Origin of the sequence: Leucobacter sp. UCD-THU, assembly GCF_000349545.1 — a bacterium.
GTDB classification, from domain to species: Bacteria; Actinomycetota; Actinomycetes; order Actinomycetales; family Microbacteriaceae; genus Leucobacter; species Leucobacter muris.
The window spans coordinates 41460-57752 of the sequence record NZ_APJM01000028.1 but is presented as its reverse complement, the minus strand read 5'-3'; the positions used below and the strand labels follow the sequence as shown (position 1 = coordinate 57752).

Genomic DNA, 16293 nt, shown 5'->3' with positions numbered 1-16293 from the left:
GGCAGGCGGCGCAGACGGATGAGGCGTTCGCGCAAGGAGTCTCAGCCGGCGCTCTGAGCGACGAGCGACGGCAGGAAGAGCGTGATCGCGGGCACGAAGAAGAGGATCGCCGAGACCACGAGATCCATCAGCATGAGCGGCAGCACGCCCTTGAACACCGTCTCGGTGCGCACGCCCGTGGCCCCGGAGACGACGAAGCACGTCATGCCGACCGGTGGCGTCACCATGCCGATCGCCGTGAGCTTCACGACCATGAGGCCGAGCCAGATGCCGTCGAAGCCGAGCTCCATCGCGATCGGATAGATGATCGGGATCGTGATGATGAGCACCGAGATCTCGTCGAGGGCGGTGCCGAGCGGCAGCAGGAGCAGCAGGAGCAGCCCGATCGTCAGCAGCGGCGGCACGTCGAGCCCCGCGACCCAGCTGGTCACGGTGTCGGGCACGTGGGCCGCGATGAGGAAGGTCGAGAACACGCTCGAGCCGACGAGGATCATGAACACCATCGACGTGGTCTGCGCCGTGTCGAGCAGTGCGCCCTTCACGTTGCCCCACATGGTGCTCCAGCCGTCGCGCCGGAACTCCCAGAGCAGGATGAGGAGCGCCACGAACGCGGCGATCGCGGCCGACTCGGTCGAGGTGAAGACGCCGGAGAACATACCGCCGAGGATGATCAGGAAGATCACGCTCAGGCGCACGAGCCCCCGCCACGGCAGGGTGCGCAGCGTGCGGCCGTAGACCTGCTGCACGGCCTCCGTGTCCGGGGTGCCCGGAGGCAGCGCGGCGGCGGCCGCGGTCGGCTCCGCGGTGCGGGCGCGACTCGCGCCGCGCGCCTCGGCGGCGTCGGAGTGCGCGACCGCGACCGCCTCGGCGAGCGTCGCCTCGGGCCGCACGATCTGCCGGTGCCCGACGACCAGGATGTACACGATGTAGCCGAGCGCCGAGAGCACGCCCGGGATGATGCCCGCGGCGAGGATCTGCGCGACCGACTCGCCCGTCATGATCGCGTACAGCACGAGGAAGGTGCTCGGCGGGATCACGACGCCGAGGGTGCCGGCGATGGCCACGATGCCCGTCGCGAGCGCCGCGGGGTAGCCGTAGGCGCGCATCTGGCCGACCGACAGCTTCGACATGGTGGCGGCCGTGCCGATGCTCGACCCAGAGACCGCCGAGAAGCCCGCGCACGCCATGACGGTGGCGACGCCGAGGCCTCCCGGGAAGCGGCTGACCATGTGGTTCGCGACCGCGAACACGTGCTCCGCGATCCGGGCCCGCATGGCGAACATGCCCATGAGTATGAACATGGGGATGATCGTCAGCGAGAAGCTCGCGGTCGCGCTGAAGGGCACGGAGCCGAGCACGTTCGTGGTGTAGCCGGTGCCCTGCAGGATGCCGAGGCCCAGCGCGCCCGAGAGGGCGAGCGAGAGGGCGACCGGCATGCGCAGCATCAGCAGCACGAGCAGCAGCACGACGATCGTGAGCACGATCACTGTGACGAGCATGACGGGTCTCCTGTCCGAGGTGTGGAACGGGGGCGGGCGCTACGCATCGAGCACCACCTCCGCGTCTTCTCCGTAGGCGGTGCGGCCGCGGATCACGCGCACCAGGTTGACGAGCGCGACGATCGCCCAGAACAGCACGCCGGCCGCGATGATCCAGCGCAGCGGCCAGATGGGCCACTGCACGAGGCCGAAGCGGGTCTCGCTCATGCTCGTCGACTGCACGGCGCGCGCGAGGAGGGCGGCGGTCATCCAGGCGAGGATCACGGCGTTGAGCGTCCAGATGAGCATCGACACCGCCCGCGCGAGGCCGGGCTTCAAGCGGTCGGTGACGATCGTGACGGCTACATGGCCGCCCTGGATCGAGGTCCACGCGAGGCCGAGGAACACCGACGCGACGAGCGCCGTCTCGGCGATCTCCATCATGCCGGGCAGGCTCGCGCGGGTGGTCCAGCGCACGAGCACGTCGATCACGGTCGCGAGCATGAGCACCACGAGGGCGCCCGCCGCGATGACGCCGAGCGCGGCGCTGCACCGCTTCAGCCAGCGGTCGAAGGCCGACCCGCCGGGTTCTGCCGAGGTCTCCATGGCGCGCCCTAGCGGTCCCGCCAGAACTCGAAGGCGCGCGTGTGGTCCACGTTGCCGAGGGCGTCCAGCGCCTCGCCCATGACGCGGGTCACGGCGTCGCAGACGGGCGCCTCGCGGCCGGCGGCCTGCTGCACCCGCTGCGCGATCCTCACGTCCTTCGTGAAGAGCGGCAGCGCGAAGCCGCTCGCGTACTGCTCGCCCACGACGTGCGCGGGCAGCACGTGGGTGGTGACGAAGCTCTGCCCCGTCGAGGCGTTGAACACCTCGACCATCACATCGGGGTCGAGGCCGAAGTCGGCGCCCGCGGCGAGCGCCTCGGATGCCGCGGTGAACGCCGCCGCGGCCACGAAGTTGTTGAGGGCCTTCATCGCGTGCCCGGTGCCCAGCCTGCCGGTGCGGAAGATGCGCGAGCTCATCGTCTCGATCACGGGGATCGCCCGCTCGGCCGCGGCGGCGTCGTCGGCGCCGAGCATGATCGAGAGGGTGCCGTCGACCGCTCGTTCCCGCGCACCCGACACGGGGGCGTCGACGAGGGCGTACCCCGCGCGGTGCAGCGCCTCGCCCGTCTCGACGGTCTCGGTCGGATCCGACGAGCTCATGTCGACGAAGACCGTGCCGGGGCGGGCCGGGATACGGGGGGCGCCGTCGCCGTCGAGCAGCGCCTCGCGCACGATGGCGCTGGTCGGCAGCATCATGACGATCACCTCGCGATCGGCGAGGTCTGCGACGCGCTCCACGGCCGACGCGCCGACGCGTCCCGCGAGCTCTCGCGCACGGTCGTGATCGACGTCGAACAGGGCCAGGTCGAACTCCCCCGACGCCGCGATGTTGCTGGACATGGGGTCGCCCATCGTGCCCAGACCGATGAAGCCGACCCGTGTGATCCGCTCGTTCATGTCGTTGCTCCTCTCCCGCACCCGCTAGGGGCGCTCCGCTTCCCCGTCGAGATCCAGCGCGATGCCCCGCTCCTCGAGGATCTCCTCGAGCGCGCGCAGCCCCTCGACCGCGGCGGGGATGCCGCAGTAGAGGATCGAGTGCACGACGACCTCGCGCAGCTCGACCGGGGAGACGCCGTTGGCCAGCGCACCGCGCGCGTGCACCCGCAGCTCGTGCGACTTGCCCTGCGCGATCAGCATCGCGAACGTGATGCGGCTGCGCTCGGCGTACGAGAGCCCGTCGCGCTGCCAGATATCGCCGAAGCAGTACCGGGTGACGAAGTCCTGCAGCTTGTCGTTGAGGTCGGTGGTGTGCTCCACCTGACCCTCCGCCCCCTCGGGTCCGAACATGGTGCGTCGCTGACGCAGGCCGACGTCGTACAGCTCGTCTCGGATCACGATCCACTCCTTCGAAGATTCGCCGCGGCCGCGTCGCCGCGCTGCTCATCAGTGTGCCCGAGGCGGCGGGCGCGTCACTTGTCCGCTGCCGCAGTCCCGCTGGCAGATCGCGCAGCCCGTCGCGCGGCCCGCCGCCCGGGCTGGAAGCGGCGGCCGGTTGGTCGTACTCTTGCACACGGACGATGATGTTCACCGGGCAAGGAGGCATGCCGATGTCGGCGCACGATCCCCAGTATTCGATGGAGTCGCACGAGTCGGTCGGATTCGACGAGTGGGTGCGGCTGGTCGGCAACCGCTTCGTGCCGCTCGCGCTGTCGACCGGCTCGCCCGAGACCTTCACGGGCACGATCCGCACCCGCACCATCGGCGGCATCTGCGTCACCGACATCGCCGCGTCGTCGCACAGCGTGCACCGGCTCTCGAACGCCATCCGCCGCGACAAGAACGACCACCTCAAGCTGAGCATGCAGCTCGAGGGCACCGGTCTCGTGATGCAGGACGGTCGCAGCGCCCACCTCAACCCGGGCGACGCCGCCATCTACGACACGTCGCGCCCCTACACCCTCGAGTACGGCGGGCCCATGCGGTCGCTCGTCATGCTCTTCCCCCACTCCATGCTGGGGCTCTCGGCGAGCATGGTGCACACGGTCACCGCGGCGCGGCTCGCGGGCGACACGGGGATCGGCCGCGTGATCTGCCCCTTCATGCAGCACATGGCCGAGAACCTCGACCAGCTCGAGGGCGTGAACGGCTCTCGCATCATGCACAGCGCCTTCGAGCTCATCACGGCGCTGCTCTCGTCCGAGATCCAGGCGACGTCGACGCGCGACGAGCACGGCGTGGCGTTCGAGTCGGTGCGCATGTACATCGACTCGCACCTCTGCGACCCCGATCTCAACACCGACTCCATCGCGAAGACCCACTTCATCTCCACGCGCCAGCTGCAGTACCTGTTCCAGGAGGAGGGGCTCACCGTCTCCGGCTACATCCGGTCGCGGCGCCTCGAGCGCTGCCGCATCGACCTCGAAGACTCCGCGCTGCAGGAGCGCACGGTGCTGCAGATCGCGCAGGCCGGGGGCTTCGTCGACCTCAGCCACTTCAGCAAGCTCTTCAAGTCGACTTACGGTCGCACGCCGCGCGAGCACCGACTCGCGCATCTCCGCGCAGTCGCGCTTCTATGACCCGATCCGGAGGCCTCCCCCGTAGAATATGGGCAAGCGACGAAGGGATCGAGATGACCGCGGGTAGCGAGCACCGGGCACACATCGAAGAGGCGCTGCTGGACGGCGCGAGGATCTCCCGGGTGATCAGCCTCGACCTCGGAGAGGCCGACGGCGAACTCATGGTCGCGGCGAAGGTGGACCTCGATCCCGATCTCACGATGCGCGAGGTCTCGTTCGTGCTGCACCAGGCCAAGCGCCGGGTGCAGGCCGCGGTCGCCGAGGTCGCCGTGATCTACCTCGAGCCCGACGTCTACCTCGACCCGAACGCGGCGACGCCGTCGACCAGCTCCATCGTCACGCTGTCGTACGACTGACCCGTCGCGCACCGAGAGTTCACCGGCGCGTCACGCGCCGAGCCCCACGAGGACATCCGCGCTCCCTAGCGTGGTGTCGGATCGGCACCGCCCCGGGCGGTGCCGCGAGCGCCGACCCGGCGATCCGCACCCACGTCACGAAAGGGAATCCACGTGAATTCTCGCGCACTCCTGCGCTCCGCAGCCCTGGTCACCACCGCCCTCCTGCTGGGCGGCACCCTCGCGGCCTGCTCCTCGAACGGCGGCGACGACACCGCTTCGGGGAACGCCGTCGACGCCTCGACCGCCACCAGCGCAGCCGATCTCGGCGGCTTCGACGCGCTCGTCGCAGCCGCTCAGGCCGAGGGCGAGCTCAACGTGATCGCGCTGCCCGAGGACTGGGCCAACTACGGCGCGATCATCGCCGGCTTCGAGGAGGAGTACGGCATCACAGTCAACTCCGCGTCGCCCGACGCGTCGAGCGCCGAGGAGATCCAGGCCGCCGAGAACCTCAAGGGCCAGGACACCGCCCCCGACGTCTTCGACCTCGGCGCGGCCGTCGCGCTCGAGAACACCGACAAGTTCGCGCCCTACAAGGTCGAGACCTGGGACGACATCCCCGACGAGAACAAGCACCCCGAAGGGCTGTGGGTGAACAACTACTCGGGCGTCATGTCGATCGGCTACGACAGCGACAAGCTGCCCGAGCCCACCTCGCTCGACGATCTGCTGAGCGACGACTACCGCGGTGCGGTCGCGCTGAACGGCGACCCGACGCAGGCCGGTGCGGCGTTCGCCGCGGTGGGCTGGATCGCGGCGCTGAACGGCGGCGGCGTCGACGACTTCGGCCCCGGCATCGACTTCGTGGGGCAGCTGCGCGGAGCGGGGAACTTCCTCACCCTCGACCCCACTCCCGCGACCATCGCGTCGGGCGAGACCCCGGCCGTGTTCGACTGGTCGTTCAACAACGTCGCGGCCGCGGCCGACAAGCCGAGCTGGAAGACCACGGTCATCCCCGGCGCCGCGTACGTCAGCTTCTACAACGAGGCCATCAATGCCGACGCCCCGCACCCGGCGGCCGCCCGCCTCTGGCAGGAGTGGATCTTCTCTGACGAGGCGCAGGCCCTGTTCCTCGAAGGGAACGCCGTGCCCGTGCGCGTCGACGCCCTGAAGGCCTCGGGCGCCGCCGACGAGGGTCTCATCGAGGCCGCGACCTTCGGAACGGAGGGCGACGACTGGATCTCGCCCGACCAGGCGCAGACCGAGGCCGCGAACGCGGTGCTCGCCGAGCGCTGGGCCGCGACGATCAAGTGACGGCTCGCGGCGCCCCGCACCTCCCGGTCGAGCCGGGTCGCGCGGGGCGCCGCTCCGCTTCCCTCATGAAGTCGCGCATCCTCCCGGCACTCGGGCTCGCCCCGTTCGCGGCCTACGTGCTGCTGTTCCTCGCCGTGCCCACGCTGCTCGCCATCGGCAGCGGGTTCTTCGACGACGAGGGGTTCACCCTCGACAACCTGGGCGCGCTGCTCGCCCCCGCCACGCTCGAGGCATTCGGCGCCAGCATCTGGGTGAGCGCCCTCACCGCCGCCATCGGCGCGGTCGTGGGAGCGGTGCTCTGCTGGGCCCTCGCGGCTCTGCCCGAGACGGGGCCGCTGCGCCGGGTCGTCGACTCCGCCAGCTCCGTGCTGGCGCAGTTCGGCGGCGTCATGCTCGCGTTCGCGTTCATCGCGACCATCGGCATCCAGGGCATCGTGACGGTGCTGCTGCGCGAGCGGGGCGGGGTCGACATCTATTCGGGCGGCGTCTGGCTCTACGAGTTGCCCGGCCTCATCCTGCCCTATCTCTACTTCCAGGTGCCCCTCATGGTCATCACCTTCCTGCCCGCCGTCAGCGCGCTGCGGCCGGGCTGGGCAGAGGCGGTCGCCACCCTGGGCGGATCGAGCGGCGCGTACTGGCTGCGGGTCGGCCTGCCGGTGCTCGCGCCCGCGTTCCTCGGCTCGCTGCTGCTGCTGTTCGCCAACGCGTTCTCGTCGTACGCGACCGCGGCGGCGCTCATCAGCCAGGGCTCGCAGATCGTGCCGCTGCAGATCCGCGCCGCCCTCATCGGCGAGACCGGCGGCAGCAGCGCGAGCACGGCGGGCGCCCTCGCGCTCGGCATGATCGTCGTGATGACCGCGGTGATGCTCGTCTACGGGCGACTCATGGCGCGCGCCGCGAGGTGGCAGCGATGAGCGCGCGAGTGCCCGGGCGCCCCTCGCCCGTCGCCGCCCGCATCGTCGTCGCGGTCGTCGGCGGCCTCTTCCTGATCCCGCTGGTCGCCATGCTCGAGTTCACCCTGCGGCAGACCGCCGGCGGCTACGGCCTCGAGCACTGGGCGGCGCTGTTCGATCCCGAGAACGCGCGCAGGTACCGCACGCTGTTTCAGGGCATCGGCAACTCCTTCGCGCTCGCAGCCATCGCACTCGCGATCGTGCTCGTGCTGTTCTTCCCCACGATCGTGCTGGTGCACCTGCGCTTCCCGCGCCTCGAGCGCGCGCTCGACCTGCTCACCGTGCTGCCGATCGCGATCCCCGCGATCGTGCTCGTCGTGGGTTTCGCACCCGTCTACCGGGTGATCGGGCAGCTGCTCGGGTCGGGGGTCTGGACGCTGGGCCTCGCCTACGGCGTGCTCGTGCTGCCGTTCGCGTACCGCGCCATCGTGGCCGATCTGCAGGGTATGGACGCCCGCACCCGCGCCGAGGCCGCCCGGTCGCTCGGCGCGGGCTGGGGCACCGTGCTCGTGCGGGTCATCGCGCCGGGGGTGCGGCGAGGCCTGCTCGCGGCATCGCTGCTCACCATCGCGATCGTGCTCGGCGAGTTCACCGTCTCGTCGCTGCTCAACCGCACGACCCTGCAGGTCGCGCTGCTGCAGGTGTCGAAGTCCGACCCGTTCGCGGCCGTCATCGTCTCGCTGCTCTCGCTCATCGGCGCCTTCGCCGTGCTGCTCGCGGTGAGCAGCACCGGCTCGGCGACGCGGCGACGCGCGCGACGCGTCGGCGGCCCCGTCGCGGGCGCGCTCGCCGCACCCGGCGCCCCGGCCGCGCCAGCCCCAGTTTCCGCCACCGCCAAGGAGTCCTGACGTGCCCACCGATCCCTCGAACACCGGTTCCTCGGTCCGCCTGGAGCGGGTCGCCAAGTCCTACGGTTCCACCACGGTGCTGCACGGCGTCGACCTCGAGCTCGCCCCCGGCGAGCTGATCTGCCTGCTCGGCCCCTCGGGCTGCGGCAAGACGACCGCGCTTCGCTGCATCGCCGGGCTCGAGCCGGTCTCGGGCGGCCGTGTGCTCATCGGCGACGACGACGTCACGGGGGTGCCCGTGAACCGCCGCGACATCGGCATGGTCTTCCAGCAGTACTCGCTCTTCCCCCACCTCACGGTGGCGCGCAACGTCGAGTTCGGCCTTGAGATGCGGCGCGTACCGAGGGCCGAGCGGTCGGCGCGCAGCGCCGACATGCTCGACATCGTGGGCCTCTCGCACCTCGCCGAGCGCTTTCCGCATGAGCTGTCGGGCGGCCAGCAGCAGCGCGTGGCGCTCGCCCGCGCACTCGTCACCCGGCCGCGGGCCCTGCTGCTCGATGAGCCGCTCTCGGCGCTCGACGCCAAGGTGCGCGTGCGGCTGCGCGAGCAGATCCGGCTCATCCAGACCGAGCTCGGCATCACGACCGTGTTCGTCACCCACGATCAGGAGGAGGCGCTCGCGGTCTCGGACCGGGTCGCCGTGATGGAGGGCGGTCGGATCGCGCAGCTCGGCACGCCCGAAGAGCTCTACCGCCGCCCCGCGTCGCCCTTCGTGGCCGACTTCGTGGGGCTCTCGAACCAGGTCGACGGCCGGCTCGAGGGCGACCGGGTGATCGTGCGCGGCGCCGAACTCCCCGTCGTGGCGCCGCCCGCGACCGGCGGCGCCGAGGTGCGGGTCTACGTGCGCCCGGAGCACGTGCGGCTCGGGGCCGGCTCCCAGCGGGGCGCGGGGCAGCTCGACGCAGTGGTGGTGTCGAGTGGATTCCTCGGGCCGATCCGCCGCACCATCGTGCAGTTCGCAGACGGTGACACGCTCGCAGTGCAGCACGGCGCCGAGGCGGCCTACGGGGCGGGCGACCGGGTGCGGGTGTCGTTCGCCGCGGAGCCCGTGACGGTGGCGCCGCGGAGCTGACCGATGCGCCGCGCGCCCGCGGGGCGGGTGCGGCTCCGGTGCGACCTCGGAACTCCGCGGTCGCACCGGAGCCGGATCCCTCACCGACGCTGCTCGAAGAACTCCCGCAGCAGCGCGGCGCTCTGCTCGGCGCGCACCCCGGACACCACCTCGGGCACCGGGTGCGGCAGGCGGCCGTCGCGCAGCAGGTCGTAGACGCTGCCCGCGGCCCCGGCCTTCTCGTCCCACGCGCCGAACACGACCCGCGGCAGGCGCGCGGCGAGGATCGCCCCCGCGCACATCGCGCACGGCTCCAGGGTGACCACGAGCGTGCAGTCGTCGAGCACCCGGTCGCCGAGGGCCCGCGCCGCCTCGCGGATGGCGATGACCTCGGCGTGGCCCGTCGGATCCGGATCGCCCTCGCGCGTGTTGCGGCCCGTGCCGAGCACCGAGCCCCGCGGCCCCAGCAGCACCGCGCCCACGGGGATCTCCCCCTCACCGGCGGCGCGGCGCGCCTCCGCGAGCGCGAGGTCCATCGCGGCGAGGTCGCCTGGCGATGGAGGGAAGGGGGGCACGGCAATAGGATAGGCGCATGCGAGTCTTCGTTGCGGATCATCCGCTGATCACCCACAAGCTGACGGTGCTGCGCGACGAGAACACGCCGCAGCCCACGTTCCGGCTGCTCATCGAGGAGCTCATGACGCTGCTCGCCTACGAGGCCACCCGCGAGGTGCGCGTCGAGCCGCACGGGATCGTCACGCCCGTCTCCCCCACCACCGGGGTGCGCCTCAGCGAGCCGCTGCCGCTCATCGTGCCGATCCTGCGCGCCGGTCTCGGCATGCTCGAGGGCATGGTGAAGCTCGTGCCCACCGCCGAGGTGGGCTTCCTCGGCATGGTGCGCGACGAGCAGACGCTCGAGCCCACCACCTACGCCGAGCGTCTGCCCGACTCGCTCGCGGGTCGCCAGTGCTTCGTGCTCGACCCCATGCTCGCGACCGGCGGGTCGCTCGCCGCGGCCATCGAGTTCCTGTTCGCGCGCGGCGCCGACGACGTCACCGCGATCTGCGTGCTCGGCACCCCCGAGGGCGTCGAGGTGATCCGCAAGGCCGCCGGCGACCGCAAGGTGACCCTCGTGCTCGGCGCGCTCGACGAGGGGCTCAACGAGCAGGCGTACATCGTGCCGGGCCTCGGCGACGCGGGCGACCGCCTCTACGGCACCGTCGACCACTGATCGTTCCCCGAGCCGCGCTCCCGGTCGCGCCTGGTCACGGACCACGCGGCACGGGGCGACCGTTGGCTCGGATCTCACCGATACCTCGGATCGGATCGCTCCTTCTCGTCCGAAGGAAGCGTGGGACCCGATGATCCGGTCGAGCCCTTCCGCTCGCGAGGCTGCGGGCTCGCGCTTGACACGGCGAGCAATGCTTTGCTTAACTGTGCCTTATGCATGAGACCATTCGCACCCAGTCCGCCTTCGAGGTGAACTTTGGGCAGACCGGCATGATGATGGCCGGTCAGGGTGTCATGCGCTGTCGAATGTGCATGTGAACGACTTCTGAACCTCGTTCGCCCCGCCGAGCCCACCGGCTCGGCACTCGCGTGAATCGCCGAGCCCCGCGTCGATCTCCGGATCCGCAGCTCGATTCGCACCCCGCGAGCCCGGCCGGCCCCGGCCCGCTCGCAGCATCGCACCCCGCGGCCACGGCCGCACCGCCGCACCCCACCCCGGCTCGACTTCCGGCACGCGGCACGACAGCTCCGAAGGACATCATCATGAACGCCACCACCGCCCAGGCCGCCCGCACCGCCCAGACCCTCCGCTCGGCCCGCCCCGACCTCGCCGCCGAGCTCCCGTCGCAGGCCTCCCCCGAGCGCAACGTGCCCGAGGGCACCGAAGTGCGCGGCTTCGCCCTCTACGTGGGCCTCGCCGACGACAAGATCGCCGACGGCGACCCCAAGCTCGGCGCCATCGTCACCCGCATCAAGCAGCTCGTCGCCGAGCTCGCCCCCGCTGCCGAGACCTACGCCGCCGTGGCGCTCGCACCCGAGGGCACCGGCGGCCGCGACGTCGACGTGGTGCGGCTCGCGCTCGGCGATCCCGCCGCGCACGCCCGCCAGAAGCAGCACGAGGCCGAGACCGACGACCGCGTCGCCGGCGGCGTGGTGCTCGACCTCTCCCGCAAGCGCGTGCTGCTCGACAACGTGCCCGCCGCCCTCACCTTCCGCGAGTTCGAGCTGCTGCAGTACCTCGTGCTGCGCGAGGGCCGCACCATCAGCCGCGAAGAGCTGATCACCGGCCTGTGGAGCGACGCCCCCGCCGACGAGGTGCCGAGCGAGCGCACCATCGACGTGCATGTGCGCCGCCTGCGCGTGAAGCTCGCCCAGTACCAGGACATCGTGCGCACGGTGCGCGGCACGGGGTACCGCTTCGACCGCCACGCCGACGTCTCGATCCTGCACACCGCCGCGCCGAGCCCCGACGTGTTCTGAGCGCCGCCGCAGAATGCGCGGTGCGGGCCAGCCGCCATCCTGAGTCTTTCCGCGACCCCCCGCCCTGCGGTAACGTCGTAGGAGTTCCGCCGTCCCGAAGGAGACCCACCATGACCACGTTGCCCCCCGAGGATCAGAACTCCTCCGGCTCCGCCGAGCAGCCGCAGAGTCCCGCCCCTCCCGCCCCGGGCGGCGAGGCGCCGGGCAACGCCGCGCCGAGCGCACCGCAGGCCCCCGAGCAGCCGCAGTACCAGCCGCCCCAGCCGCCGGTGCCGCCGCAGCAGCCCCAGTACCAGGCTCCCCAGCAGCCGCAGTACCAGGCGCCGCCCGCCGGCGGTCAGGCCCCGCCCTCCGGCGGCTACCAGCAGCCGCCCGCGGGCTACCAGCAGCCCGTCGCCGATCCGGCCAACACGATCACCCTGAACTACTGGCTCTCGGTGTTCTTCACCTGGATCCCGGCGCTGATCTTCTACCTCACCGAGAAGGACAAGGGCAACCCGCGCGCCCTCGCGTTCCACCGCGACAACCTCAACTTCTCGCTGCTGCGCACGGGCATCTACGTGATCGTCCTGATCGGCAGCTTCATCCCCTACCTGAACTTCATCATCGTTCCGGTGGCGTGGATCGCGCAGGTCGTGTTCTTCGTGTTCCACATCATCGCCGCGGTCAAGGCGCCCGAGGCGTACCGCACCGGCAATGCGAAGGCGTTCGCCTTCAACCTCGACCTCGTCAAGTAAGCGACGACGCCCCGGAGGGCGGTTCGTCGGGTTCGCGGGCTTCGGCCTTGCGGGCCCGACGAGCCGCCCTCCACGCGTTCCAGCGCTCCCAGAACCGGGCGAGCACTTTGCGCAGCCATCCGAGCAGTCTGCGCGCCCAGTGGTACTCGGTGCCGAGGATGGTGAGCCCGATGAAGACGATCAGCCAGCCGGGTCCGGGCAGGGGCACGAGGATGAGCCCGACGATCACCACGAGCACGCCGAGCACGGTGACGGCGACCTTGTAGGCGGTGTTCAGCCAGGGGCGGCGGCGGATCATCGCGCGCCACCGCTCCATGAGGCGTCCGAAGCGCTTGCTCAGCCGTCGGGCGCGCTCCGCGTCGTCGGCGTAGGGGTCGGACATAGGCACGAGGATACGGCTTCGGGCTGGACGGAAGCCAAGGATCGCCGCGCGGCGATGACCGCGGGCGCGCCGCATCGCACCGCCGCTCGGGCGCGGTTCAGTCGGCGAAGAGCTCGCCGATCTGCCCGCCCAGTTCGCGCCACTGCTGCGCCGACGACGAGGCGGCGCCCGCGGCGTCGCCCGCGGCGATGAGGTCGAGCAGCGCGACGTGGTGGTGCACGGTGTTCGGCGCGCCGAGCCGCGAGCTGAACTTGCGGAAGAGGATGCGCTGCACGTGCGGGTCGAGCTGCGACATCACGCGCATGAGCACGGGGTTCTCGGCGTACTCCCGCAGCGCCTGGTGGAAGGTGACATCGGCGTCGAGCACGGCCGCGGCCGATCCCGAGCGGATGGCCTCCGCGAAGCGGTCGTTCATGCGCTGCAGCTCGGCGAGCTGGGCCGGGCCGATGTTGGGCACGGCCTGCTCGACGGCGAGCCGGTCGAGCGACTGCAGGATCTCGAGTGTGCGCTCGACCGATCGTGCGGTGAGCGTGGTGACCCGGGTGTGCGCGCTCGGCTTCGATTCGGCGAGCCCGAGATCGACGAGCCGGTTCACGGCCTCGCGCACCGGCGTGCGCGAGAGCCCCAGCTGCGCGGCCAGTTCGGCGTCGCGGATGCGGGCGCCCGGCGCCAGGTCCTCGCGGATGATCGCTTCGAGCAGACGCTGGAAGGCCACGTCGCTCAGACGGCGGCGCTCGACGGTTCGCAACTGCTCCATGGTGCCCAAATGTAACGCAGTTCGCCCGGCCTCTTGCTTCGACGCTCGGAGTCTGTCAAAATTCGATACATTGAATCCGATATATTGGTTTCGTGATCGCAAGGAGGCGAGAATGACGGATCGTACCGCTCCCAGGAGCCCGGGATCGCCCGGCACCGGGCTCGTGGGGGTCATCGGCGGCATGGGGCCGCTCGCGACCGTCGACTTCTACCGCCGCATCGTCGCCGCGAGCCCTGCCGCTCGCGACCAGGACCACCTGCCCCTCATCATCTGGGGCGACCCGCGCATCCCCGACCGCAGCGACGCCCTCACCGCCGACGGAGCCGACCCGACACCCGCCATCCGAGCCGCCGCGCTCTCCCTCGTCGCGGCCGGCGCCGAGCGGCTCGTCGTCGCCTGCAACACCGCGCATGTCTTCCTCGACCGCGCACTGCAGGGCGTCGACGTGCCGCTCATCAGCCTCGTCGACGAGACCGTGCGCGTCGCCGCCGAGCGCGAGATCGGCGGCGAGGGCGTCGCGATCCTCGCCACCGACGGCACGATCGCCTCCGGCGTCTACCAGCAGGCCTTCGCCGCCGCCGGAGTGCCCGCGTTCGCGCCACCGGAGCCGCTGCAGCGGCGCGTCATGCAGGCGATTCGAGACGTGAAGGCCGGCGACGTCGATGCGGCCTCCGCGCTCCTCGGCGACGCCGCCGGCGAACTGCGCGAGACGGGCGCCGGCGCGCTGCTCGCGGCCTGCACCGAGCTGCCCTCCGTGCTCGGCGCCGAGTTCGCGGGCCTGCCCGTGCTCGACCCGATGGCGCTCACCGCCGCCGCCCTCGTGCGTCAGCAGCAGAGGAGCCCGAGCCATGCTTGACCGCTCCGCAGCCATCGCCCTGCCCGGCCAGCGCCGCGCGCCGGGCAACATGACCATCAGCGAGCCGCCGCTCCACCCGCGGGGCGCGGGGTCCGAGCGCACCGGTCCGCTCGCGGGCGCCCGTCTCATCGTCAAGGACAACATCGACGCCGCGGGCTACGTCACCACCTGCGGATCCCGGGCGTACGATCCCGCACCCGCCGCGGCGAGCGCCCCCGCCGTCGCGCGCCTCGTGAACGCGGGGGCCCGCGTCGTGGGCAAGGCGAACCTCGACGAGTTCGCGTGGGGCGTCACGGGTGAGAACACGCACTGGGGCCGCATCGCGAACCCCGCGCACCCCGGGCTCACGGCCGGCGGATCGAGCGGCGGCACGGCAGCCATGATCGCCGCGGGCCTCGCCGACATCGGCCTGGGCACCGACACCGCGGGCTCGATCCGCATCCCCGCCGCCTGCTGCGGGATCGTCGGCCTGCGCCCCCGCACCGGCACGACGCCGGTCGACGGGATACACCCGCTCGCCCCCTCGTTCGACGTGGTCGGCCCGATGGCGCGCGACGTCGGGCTGCTGATCCTGGCGTGGGAGGCGATGAGCGGCGCGCACGGCGCCGGGAGCGCGGGCGGCGAGCTGCGCGCAGGCCGCGCCCCCCTCGAGGCCCCCCGCGTCGCGGCGATGCGGCTTCCCGGCTGGCCGGCGCCCGCCGCCCCCGAGCACTGGGGCCCGATCGCACGCGTCGACGTCGACCGCGCGGCCCTCGAACCGTTCTGGACGGTGATGCACGACGAGTCGTACCGCACCCACCGGGCCAGGTACGAGGCGGGCGCCGAGGGCTACGGCCCCGCGATCCGCGCGAAGCTCGCCGCCGCGGCCGCCTCTGCCGGCGACGTCGACGCCGCGAGGACCCGCCTCGCGGCGCACCGCGACGCGTTCGCCCGCGTGCTCGACGCGCACGACGCGGTGCTCGCCCCCGCCCTCGGCAGGAGCATCCCCGCCGCCGGGGTCGACGAGGCGACGATCCGGGCCGAGCTCGGATGGCCATCGGCCCTGTTCTCGGCGCTCGACGCCGCGGTCGCCTGCGTCGGCGGCCTGCAGCTCGTCGCCCGCGACGAGGCGACCGCGCTCGAATGCGCGAGACAGTTCGAAGCCGCGCTCCGGCGCGGAGCACACCCGCATGCGGCACACGCGCATGCAGATCGGAGCGGATCATGACCGAAGCGCGCGACGAGACGACGGCGCTCATCAGCATGCGAGGCGTCGACACGTACTACGGCGACCACCACGTGCTCAAGCAGATCGACCTGCAACTCGCCCCGGGCGAGGTGGTGGTGGTCGTGGGCCCGTCGGGGTCCGGCAAGTCGACGCTCTGCCGGTCGATCAATCGCCTCGAACCGATCCGTGCGGGCGAGATCCGCATCGGCGGCGAGCTGCTGCCCGAGGAGGGACGCGCCCTCACCCGGCTGCGGACGCGGGTCGGCATGGTCTTCCAGCAGTTCAACCTCTTCGCGCACCAGACCGTCGAGGAGAACATCATGTTCGCGCCCACCCGCGTGCGCCGCGTGCCGCGGGCCGAGGCGCGGGCCACCGCCGAACGGCTCCTCGAGCGCGTCGGGCTCACGGCCCACGCGAAGAAGCACCCGCACCAGCTCTCGGGCGGTCAGCAGCAGCGCGTGGCGATCGCCCGCGCGCTCGCGATGCAGCCCGAGGCGCTGCTCTTCGACGAGCCCACGAGCGCCCTCGACCCCGAGATGGTGCAGGAGGTGCTCGACGTGATGACCGAGCTCGCCCGCGAGGGCATGACCATGCTCGTGGTGACGCACGAGATGGGCTTCGCCCGCAAGGTCGCCGACCGCCTGCTGTTCATGGACGACGGGCGCATCGTCGAGGACACCACACCCGAGTCGTTCTTCACCCGACCCGCATCGGCGCGCGGCAGGGAGTTCCTGTCGCGCGTGCTGCAGCACTGAAACGCAATC

At 71.7% G+C, this 16293-nt stretch carries 19 protein-coding genes; 12 read left to right on the top strand and 7 right to left on the bottom strand.

Features of this window, described 5'->3' with window-relative positions:
• Window positions 1-41: 41 nt before the first annotated feature.
• The 4 genes from H490_RS17195 to H490_RS17180 are packed head-to-tail and all read right to left on the bottom strand — an operon-like array spanning window position 42 to window position 3418.
• The gene (locus tag H490_RS17195; protein ID WP_017882627.1) at window positions 42-1499 is read right to left on the bottom strand and encodes a TRAP transporter large permease; all 1458 of its coding nucleotides are present in this window, start codon (window positions 1497-1499) and stop codon (window positions 42-44) included.
• Window positions 1500-1538: 39 nt separating this feature from the next.
• Window positions 1539-2084: a TRAP transporter small permease gene (locus tag H490_RS17190; RefSeq protein ID WP_017882626.1), complete on the bottom strand. Its 546-nt coding sequence runs from the start codon at window positions 2082-2084 to the stop codon at window positions 1539-1541.
• An 8-nt stretch (window positions 2085-2092) separates the two neighbouring features.
• Window positions 2093-2980: an NAD(P)-dependent oxidoreductase gene (locus tag H490_RS17185; RefSeq protein WP_017882625.1), complete on the bottom strand. Its 888-nt coding sequence runs from the start codon at window positions 2978-2980 to the stop codon at window positions 2093-2095.
• A gap of 24 nt (window positions 2981-3004) precedes the next feature.
• Complete coding sequence (locus tag H490_RS17180) at window positions 3005-3418, bottom strand: carboxymuconolactone decarboxylase family protein (protein ID WP_017882624.1); 414 nt, start codon at window positions 3416-3418, stop codon at window positions 3005-3007.
• Between the two features lie 212 nt (window positions 3419-3630).
• Between H490_RS17180 and H490_RS17175 the strand changes: the two genes are divergently transcribed.
• The 6 genes from H490_RS17175 to H490_RS17150 all read left to right on the top strand — a co-directional run bounded on the left by H490_RS17175 (window position 3631) and on the right by H490_RS17150 (window position 9121).
• Window positions 3631-4599, top strand: a complete 969-nt coding sequence (locus tag H490_RS17175) for a helix-turn-helix domain-containing protein (protein ID WP_051066112.1) — start codon at window positions 3631-3633, stop codon at window positions 4597-4599.
• A 53-nt stretch (window positions 4600-4652) separates the two neighbouring features.
• A complete protein-coding gene (locus tag H490_RS17170) occupies window positions 4653-4955 on the top strand; it encodes a hypothetical protein (RefSeq protein WP_017882622.1) in 303 nt (100 codons plus the stop codon).
• 153 nt (window positions 4956-5108) lie between these two features.
• A complete protein-coding gene (locus tag H490_RS17165; RefSeq protein ID WP_017882621.1) occupies window positions 5109-6248 on the top strand; it encodes an ABC transporter substrate-binding protein in 1140 nt (379 codons plus the stop codon).
• Between the two features lie 65 nt (window positions 6249-6313).
• A complete protein-coding gene (locus H490_RS17160) occupies window positions 6314-7162 on the top strand; it encodes an ABC transporter permease (RefSeq protein WP_017882620.1) in 849 nt (282 codons plus the stop codon).
• The gene (locus H490_RS17155; RefSeq protein WP_081611556.1) at window positions 7159-8049 is read left to right on the top strand and encodes an ABC transporter permease; all 891 of its coding nucleotides are present in this window, start codon (window positions 7159-7161) and stop codon (window positions 8047-8049) included. Before H490_RS17160 ends, H490_RS17155 begins: the two co-directional genes overlap by 4 nt.
• Before the next feature lies 1 nt (window position 8050).
• Complete coding sequence (locus H490_RS17150) at window positions 8051-9121, top strand: ABC transporter ATP-binding protein (RefSeq protein WP_017882618.1); 1071 nt, start codon at window positions 8051-8053, stop codon at window positions 9119-9121.
• Between the two features lie 80 nt (window positions 9122-9201).
• Here H490_RS17150 and H490_RS17145 read toward each other — a convergent pair whose 3' ends face one another.
• Window positions 9202-9636, bottom strand: a complete 435-nt coding sequence (locus tag H490_RS17145) for a nucleoside deaminase (RefSeq protein ID WP_017882617.1) — start codon at window positions 9634-9636, stop codon at window positions 9202-9204.
• A 56-nt stretch (window positions 9637-9692) separates the two neighbouring features.
• Between H490_RS17145 and upp the strand changes: the two genes are divergently transcribed.
• The 3 genes from upp to H490_RS30890 all read left to right on the top strand — a co-directional run bounded on the left by upp (window position 9693) and on the right by H490_RS30890 (window position 12327).
• Window positions 9693-10331, top strand: a complete 639-nt coding sequence (upp, locus tag H490_RS17140; RefSeq protein WP_017882616.1) for a uracil phosphoribosyltransferase — start codon at window positions 9693-9695, stop codon at window positions 10329-10331.
• 542 nt (window positions 10332-10873) lie between these two features.
• Window positions 10874-11590, top strand: coding sequence for a winged helix-turn-helix domain-containing protein (locus tag H490_RS17135; RefSeq protein WP_017882614.1), 717 nt, complete (start codon window positions 10874-10876; stop codon window positions 11588-11590).
• 110 nt (window positions 11591-11700) lie between these two features.
• Window positions 11701-12327 (top strand): DUF4870 domain-containing protein, encoded by a 627-nt coding sequence (locus H490_RS30890; RefSeq protein ID WP_031289482.1) that lies wholly within the window; start codon window positions 11701-11703, stop codon window positions 12325-12327.
• Here H490_RS30890 and H490_RS0115285 read toward each other — a convergent pair.
• Both H490_RS0115285 and H490_RS17125 read right to left on the bottom strand, forming a co-directional pair.
• On the bottom strand, window positions 12320-12709 hold the full coding sequence (locus H490_RS0115285; protein ID WP_017882613.1) for a TIGR02611 family protein: 390 nt from the start codon (window positions 12707-12709) through the stop codon (window positions 12320-12322). The two genes, H490_RS30890 and H490_RS0115285, sit on opposite strands and share 8 nt — an antisense overlap.
• A 97-nt stretch (window positions 12710-12806) precedes the next feature.
• A complete protein-coding gene (locus tag H490_RS17125; RefSeq protein ID WP_017882612.1) occupies window positions 12807-13466 on the bottom strand; it encodes a GntR family transcriptional regulator in 660 nt (219 codons plus the stop codon).
• A gap of 112 nt (window positions 13467-13578) precedes the next feature.
• Between H490_RS17125 and H490_RS17120 the strand changes: the two genes are divergently transcribed.
• The 3 genes from H490_RS17120 to H490_RS17110 are packed head-to-tail and all read left to right on the top strand — an operon-like array spanning window position 13579 to window position 16284.
• Window positions 13579-14322 carry an aspartate/glutamate racemase family protein gene (locus H490_RS17120; RefSeq protein WP_017882611.1) on the top strand — a complete coding sequence of 248 codons (744 nt, stop codon included), beginning with the start codon at window positions 13579-13581 and terminating at the stop codon, window positions 14320-14322.
• The gene (locus H490_RS30885) at window positions 14315-15529 is read left to right on the top strand and encodes an amidase (RefSeq protein WP_017882610.1); all 1215 of its coding nucleotides are present in this window, start codon (window positions 14315-14317) and stop codon (window positions 15527-15529) included. Before H490_RS17120 ends, H490_RS30885 begins: the two co-directional genes overlap by 8 nt.
• On the top strand, window positions 15526-16284 hold the full coding sequence (locus H490_RS17110; RefSeq protein WP_017882609.1) for an amino acid ABC transporter ATP-binding protein: 759 nt from the start codon (window positions 15526-15528) through the stop codon (window positions 16282-16284). Before H490_RS30885 ends, H490_RS17110 begins: the two co-directional genes overlap by 4 nt.
• Window positions 16285-16293 lie beyond the last annotated feature (9 nt).